The 5739-nt window shown below is 55.3% G+C and carries 3 protein-coding genes; all 3 read left to right on the top strand.

Annotated features, from left to right (window positions below; all coding sequences use genetic code 11):
• Positions 1-100 precede the first annotated feature (100 nt).
• Positions 101-1426 (top strand): HAMP domain-containing sensor histidine kinase, encoded by a 1326-nt coding sequence (locus Q0510_RS24745; RefSeq protein ID WP_298718012.1) that lies wholly within the window; start codon positions 101-103, stop codon positions 1424-1426.
• A 37-nt stretch (positions 1427-1463) separates the two neighbouring features.
• A complete protein-coding gene (locus Q0510_RS24740; protein ID WP_298718009.1) occupies positions 1464-2861 on the top strand; it encodes a TolC family protein in 1398 nt (465 codons plus the stop codon).
• A gap of 13 nt (positions 2862-2874) precedes the next feature.
• On the top strand, positions 2875-5739 hold a 2865-nt coding region (locus tag Q0510_RS24735; RefSeq protein ID WP_298718006.1), incomplete at its 3' end, for an efflux RND transporter permease subunit.

The raw sequence follows: 5739 nt of genomic DNA, 5'->3' as shown, positions 1-5739 counted from the left end.
AACATCCGCAAGAAAATCAGCGCCGCCAACGGGACCGATTACATCGGCACGGTGTACGGGCTGGGGTATAAATTCAATACATCCCGTCAATAACATCGCCATGAAGATTGTAGACAGATTTACGTTGTGGTTCCTGGGCGTTACGCTGCTGATCATTCCCATCAACAGCGTCATTACTTACCAAAGCATCAAGGGGCAGATCGACAAGGCGGCCATTACCCGGTTAAAACATGTGAACGAGCGGGCTGCGCAGCAGCTGGCGAGGGGCGAGGCTGTGGGAGAATTCATGCAGGGATGCCGGATCAAAGCGGCGCCATCGGATTCCACCATGCCGGCGGATTTCTTCCTCATCACCGACCGCGATGTGAAGCATGACCCGGATATGGAAGATTATGACCGGAAGATCACGGTGGCTTCGTGGCATGTGATCAACGGGGTGAGCTATAAAATTATTTCCGGCGACTACGTGACGCGCTCGGAGCAGATATTGGCGGGATTGCGGGAATCGATCCTGTGGAAGCTGGTCATTTTGATCGGGCTGATCGTGCTCACGGCGCGCCTGGCTTCGCGGCTGGTGCTGGCGCCTTTTTACAGCACGCTCAAAAAACTGCAGCGCTTCAACCTGCGGTCGCGCAAGAAGCTGGAATTCAAGCCTTCGCGGACGAAGGAATTCAATGAACTGAACAGTTTCGTGGGGAAGATGACGGACAAGGCGGTGGACGATTACATCAACCTGAAAGAATTTTCCGAGAATGCTTCCCACGAGCTGCAGACGCCGCTGGCGATCATCCGGAGCAAGCTGGAGCTGATGTCGGAATACAATATTGAAGGCGAGCAGGCGGTGCTGATTTCCGATATGCAGAACGCGGTGGACAGGCTGACGCGGATCAACCGGAGCCTCGTGCTGCTGTCGCGCCTGGAAAACAATGAGTACGAATGCGAGGAATTGCTGGATATTTCGCGGTACGCGCGGGAAACGGTCAACACTTTCTGTGACCTCATCACGATCAAAGGGCTCACGATGGACTACCGCATCGAGGAGAAGGTGGAAGTGAAGCTGCACACGGCTTTGGTGGACATCCTGCTGAACAACCTCATCGGCAACGCCATCCGCCACAACTATCCCGGCGGGCATATTTCCATCGAGCTGAACAGCAGGCACCTGATGATTTCCAACACGGGCCCCGAGCCGCAGGCGCCTCCGGAGGAGATGTTCCTCAGGTTCAGGAAGGGAACGATGTGCCAGAGCTCCGTGGGCATTGGCCTGTCTATCGTGAAGCAAATCTGCGACATGAATGGCTTTACCATTGAATACCGCTTTCAAGCCGGTCATCACATAATTACAATCGATTTTCCGCACACTTTCACTTCTTCAAAATTGCTTCAGAATGATGCGCGCTATTTGCATGAGAAAACTCAGCTGTAAGGCTGCCATGCTTTAAAAACCGCACATTTTGATTCAGATGACATCACGCTATTCCGTTCATCTGCTGTTGTCTGTTATCCTTCTTACCGGTTCCATCGGCGCCCGCGCGCAGGTGCTGACCCTGAAAGATGCTGTACAAACGGCACTGAACAATTACGGTTCCATCAAGGCGAAAGCCAACTACGTGAACGCCTCCAAAGCGTCTGCGGAACAGGCACGGCGGGATTACCTGCCTAACTTCAGCGTGTCTGCGCAACAGGATTATGGTACCATCAACGGCCAGAACGGTCCGCTTTACGGATTCGGCGGCCTCGGTGTAGCTTCCTCCGGGATGGCCATGCCGGAACAAAACTGGAACGCCGCGTTCGGGGCGCTCTATCTTGCCAACATCAACTGGGAATTTTTTGCCTTCGGCAGAATGAAGGAAAAGATTAAAACCGCTGAAACCCTCGCCCGCCGCGACGAACGCGACTGGCAGCAGGAGCAGTTCCGTCACGAAGTGAAAGTGGCGGCCACTTACCTTAACCTGCTCGCGGCGCAGCGGCTCACCAAAGCCTGGGAGCGCAACCTGGAAAGAGCCGATACTTTCCGTTCGGTAGTAACGCGCCGGGCGCTGAATGGCCTTATAGCCGGGGTGGATTCCTCGCTGGCCAATGCGGAAGTCGCCAATGCAAAGATATCGCTCGTACGCTCGCGCGACGTGGAGCAGGAGCAGGGCAACCAGTTGGCGCAACTTATGGGAACGGCGCCGCAACCTTATATCCTGGACTCCTTCATCCTGACGCGCCTGCCAGCGGTGGTAACGGATACGGTTGCGATGCGCATCGACGTCCACCCCGTCCTTCAATTCTACCAGAGCCGCATCCGGCTGAGCCAGGAACAGGAAAAATACATCCGCACCCTGCAGTATCCCGCGTTCAGCCTGTTCAGCATATTGCAGACAAGAGGCTCCGGGTTCAAAGCGGAATATATCACCGACCACACCGCGTTCACCCGCGATTACTGGACGGGCGTGAAACCCACGCGCACCAACTACCTCTTCGGCGTGGGCGTTACCTGGAACCTCACCAGCATTGCGCGCGTCAGCAAACAGGTGAGCGCGCAGGAATACACTTCCAAAGCTTTGCAAAACGAAATGGAAGTGATCGACCAGCAACTGAAAGCGCAGCTCTCGCTGGCCGATACGAAGATGAAGAACGCGATCGACACCTACCGCGAAGCGCTGGTGCAGATCAAATCCGCTTCCGACGCCTACCTGCAGAAAACCGTGATGTATAAAAACGGGCTGAGTACGCTGGTGGACGTCACCCAGGCGCTCTATACCCTCAACCGCGCAGAAACCGACCGCGACGTGGCTTATAGCAACGTGTGGCAGGCGCTGCTGCTGAAAGCCGCGGCGGCGGGGGATTTTGGATTATTTATCAACGAATTTTAATCATAGCAAGATAATGGGACTTATCAAAAGCGCACTAAACAAACCGATCACCATCCTCGTGCTGGTGGCGGGATTGTTTTTCTTCGGCGTGAAAGCGGTGCGGGAAGTGAAAGTGGACATCTTCCCCAAGCTGGATATGCCGGTGCTCTACCTCGCGCACCCCTTCGGCGGATATACGCCCAACCAGATGGAAGCCTTCTTCGCCAAGCAGTATGTGAACATCATGCTTTTCGTGAACGGGCTGAAGTCGATCGAGACGAAAAACGTGCAGGGCCTCACGCTCATGAAGCTCAACTTCTACGAAGGGACCAACATGGCGCAGGCGGCCGCGGAAGTATCGGCTTTCTCCAATCGTATCCAGGCGGTGTTCCCGCAGGGATCGCAGCCGCCGTTCGTTATCCGGTTCGATGCGTCTACGCTGCCTGTGGGGCAGCTGGTGCTGAAATCCGATAAGCGGACGAACAACGAACTGATGGACCTGGCCAACGTGTACGTCCGCGCCTCGTTCACCTCCATTCCGGGCCTGGTGGCGCCGCCGCCGTTCGGTGGGAACATCCGGACGGTGGTGATCAAAGCGGATCCCGAGCTGCTGCGTATCCATCACCTCACGCCCGACCAACTGGTGGAAGCACTGCGACTGAACAACCAGGTGGCGCCCTCCGGCAACGTGCGCATCGGCGACAAGAATTATATCACCCCTACGAATACGACCGTTAAAAGCATCAAGGATTTCGAAAATATCCCGCTGTTTAAAGGTGGGGTGCAGAACCTCTATCTGCGCGATGTGGCAACGGTAGAAGACGGGGCGGACATTGCAGCGGGGTATGCCCTCGTGAACGGCCGTCGTTCCGTATACCTCAACGTGGCGAAATCCGCGGACGCTTCCACCTGGGAAGTGGTGCAGAGCCTCAAAAAAGCCATCCCGCGGCTCCAGGCGCAGTTACCCGAAGACGTAACGCTCAGTTATGAATTCGATCAGAGTACTTACGTGATGAACGCCGTGAAGAGCCTCGTGACGGAAGGCATCATCGGTGCGATCCTGACGGGTTTGATGGTGGTGCTCTTTTTAGGGGACCTCCGCGGAGCGCTCATCGTGATCCTCACCATCCCGGTATCTATTATCTCCGGCGTGTTGTTCCTGAGCCTCTTCGGGCAAACGATCAACATCATGACGCTGAGCGGCCTTGCGCTCGCTATCGGTATCCTGGTCGATGAAAGTACGGTGACGATAGAAAACATCCACCAGCACTTCGACATGGGCAAGCCTAAAGCCCTCGCCATATGGGATGCCTGTAAAGAAATCGCGTTCCCGAAATTGCTGATCCTGTTTTGTATCCTCGCCGTGTTTGCGCCCGCTTTCACGATGAAAGGCATCCCCGGATCGCTGTTCCTCCCGCTGGCGCTGGCCATCGGCTTCTCCATGATCACGTCGTATTTCCTGTCGCAGACCTTTGTGCCGGTAATGGCTAACTGGATCATGAAAACGCATAAGAAAGGACATGTGCCCGCCAATGAAAACGATACCTGGGATCAGAAGAAAGTGCTGGTAGAACGCGCGGATTTCAACAACGACGGCAAGATCAGCCGCTTTGAGAAATTCCGGAACGGGTTCATGAAAATGATCAATAACCTCATGCCGGTGCGTAAACCTGTGGTGGTCGCTTACCTCGTGATCATCAGCGGACTGGCACTGTGGCTCCTCGCAGGTATCGGGCAGGATGTACTGCCGCGTACCAACGGCGGCCAGTTCCAGCTCAGGATGCGTGCGGAAGAAGGCACGAGAATGGAAAGGACGGAACAGAAAACACTCCGCGCCATCCAGACGATCGAAGAAGTAGTGGGCAAGGAGAATGTCAGCATTACTTCATCCTATGTGGGGCAGCACCCTGCCTTGTTCTCCGTAAGCCCGATCTATTTGTTCATGGCCGGTCCGCACGAAGCGGTGATACAGGTGAGCCTGAATAAAGAGAAACACTTCGAGCTGGAAGAGCTGAAAGAACAGCTGCGCGCAGCGTTGAAAGAGAATGTGCCGGATATGACCTTGTCATTCGAGCCGATAGAGCTGACCGACAAGATCCTCAGCCAGGGCTCGCCCACGCCGGTGGAAGTGCGTATTTCGGGCAGGAACAAAAAACAGAACGAAGAATACGCGAACAAGATCATCGACAAGCTGAAAAGCATTTCCTATATGCGCGATGTGCAGCTGCAGCAATCCACCAAATACCCTTCGATCAATATTGAAGTAGACCGTACGCGCCTGGCGCAGCTCGGGGTGGATATGACCGACGTTTCGCGTTCACTGATCGCCTCCACGTCTTCCAGCCGTTTAACGGAGAAGAACGTATGGGTCGACGAGAAGGCGAACCTCAGTTACAGCGTGCAGGTGCAGATTCCGGAGAACAAGATGAATAATCTTGAAGAGATCGCCGAGATACCGCTCATGAAGAACGCTTCGCGCCCTGTGCTGGGCGATGTGGCCACCATCACCCAGGGCACAACCTATGGGGAGAACGACAACCTCGGCGCCATGCCCATGATCTCCGTGACCGCGAATCTCAACGATATGGACCTTGGTACCGCCAGTAAAGACGTAAAGGCGGCGATCGCATCGCTGGGCGACCTGCCCCGCGGCCTCACAATGGAACCTATCGGGCTCAGCAACACGCTCACGGAAACCATGAACAGCCTGCAAAGCGGCCTGCTCGTGGCCATCGTAGTGATCTTCCTCATGCTGGCCGCCAATTTCCAGTCGTTCCGCGTATCTTTCGTGGTACTGACAACCGTTCCTGCCGTGATCCTGGGCGCCCTGCTGCTGCTGCGCATCACGGGCAGTACGCTCAACCTGCAATCTTATATGGGTATTATTATGTCGCTCGGA

This window comes from uncultured Chitinophaga sp. (assembly GCF_937874145.1).
GTDB lineage: Bacteria > Bacteroidota > Bacteroidia > Chitinophagales > Chitinophagaceae > Chitinophaga.
Note: the sequence above shows the minus strand (reverse complement) of the source record. Positions and strands in the feature narration are given on the sequence as shown.